The sequence below is a fragment of the Albimonas pacifica genome, assembly GCF_900113695.1.
GTDB lineage: Bacteria > Pseudomonadota > Alphaproteobacteria > Rhodobacterales > Rhodobacteraceae > Albimonas > Albimonas pacifica.
The window spans coordinates 1-1,410 of the sequence record NZ_FOQH01000062.1 but is presented as its reverse complement, the minus strand read 5'-3'; the positions used below and the strand labels follow the sequence as shown (position 1 = coordinate 1,410).

1 protein-coding gene is annotated in these 1,410 nt (G+C 62.8%); it reads right to left on the bottom strand.

Features of this window, described 5'->3' with window-relative positions; translation table 11 throughout:
• Nucleotides 1–317: 317 nt before the first annotated feature.
• Nucleotides 318–1,410: tetratricopeptide repeat protein (locus tag BM064_RS26665; RefSeq protein WP_143103492.1), on the bottom strand; the 1,093-nt coding region annotated here is incomplete at its 5' end.

The window sequence follows — 1,410 nt, the reverse complement described above, 5'->3', positions numbered from 1 at the left end:
CCGACCCTCGCGCCCAGCGTCAGACCTCCCGGCAGACCCCGCGGCGCACATCTTGCGATCCGCGCCGACCGACCCTCGCGCCCAGCGTCAGACCTTCCGGCAGACCTCGCGGCGCACATCTGGCAGGTGCGATCTGCCCTCAACTTCCCGCAGAAATTGCGCTGCATGGCTTTTCCTCAAAATGCGTGTCCGAGACTATAATTATCTCGAGCTGTCGCGAGAGAATTTCGAACGAGTCTCGAACAATCAGGGTCCAGATGTACAATTAGCCGAGCGGGCGCGAGCTAATAGAAAGGCAACAAGATGTTTCGTGCTCGTTATCGGGGGCAGCTCCGAAACACTCCATCGTATTTTCTTCGCCTAAGCGGGAGGTCCCCTGAGATCTGCTCATGCATAAGAATGTGGACCATGCCGTCGGGAAGAACGTTGAACTCCGCGCGGAACAATACGTTGCCGCCAAGCACAACAGCTGAAAGCAGCGTTCCGTTTTCTGTCGCTCGGAGCTCCTTGGGCGGCGTGATGCTGGCTTCAGGCAACGCCATGGACAGAGGGGCGCTTGCAAACGGAATGTCCTCCAGACAATCTAAGATTATGAACGGGTCTTCCGCTCCACGGGCAAACCCGCAGAAAATCCGCAAATAAGCCTCCCGCTCCACCGGTTCATCAAGCCGCAGGTGCAGCTTGTTGACCATAGATAGCCGCGACGAGGTTCCGTCCAACAGGGTTGCGCCTTTGGGGCCGACTAGCGCCGATACAAGCCGGACGTCGTTGTCAGCGTCCGATGCGAACTGAACGTCGACCAGTGCGAGATCCGGATAACAGGGAGGCTCGGCTGTGCGCAGTGCGGTCGCGCAAAGTCCGGCAAAAAGGCCGGGCGTGCCTTCGAGGCCCGCGGCTTGAGCTAGCTTCGTCAAGCAATCCTCGGCGTCCGGCTCGCCCATGTCGCGCCACAATGCGGGGACCGGAGGTAAGTCGATCCAGTCGCCTCGCAGGGTCGCCGACGGGACGACAATGGCGCTCTCGTCCAAGAGGCTTGGTCCGTCCTCGCCTAATAGCGCCGAGAGAACAGCGTAGCCGCCGCGGAATTCCACGCCACCAGCTTCCACCGCCCTGCGGCTCCACTGCAGCGCCGCCGCCGGGTCCGCCTCCGCACCCACGCCCCGCGCGAGTTTGTTGCCGAGATTGCCCATGGCCCTGGCGTCCCCGAGCTCCGCCGCCCTGCGATACCACCCGTTCGCCGCCACCGGGTCCGCCTCCGCACCGACGCCCTCTTCGAGATTGTTGCCGAGGTAGACCATAGCCTCGGCGTCTTCGAGCTCCGCCGCCCTGCGATACCACCCGTTGGCCGCCACCGGGTCCGCCTCCGCGCCCACGCCCTCTTCGAGATTGTTGCCGAGGTAGACCATGGCC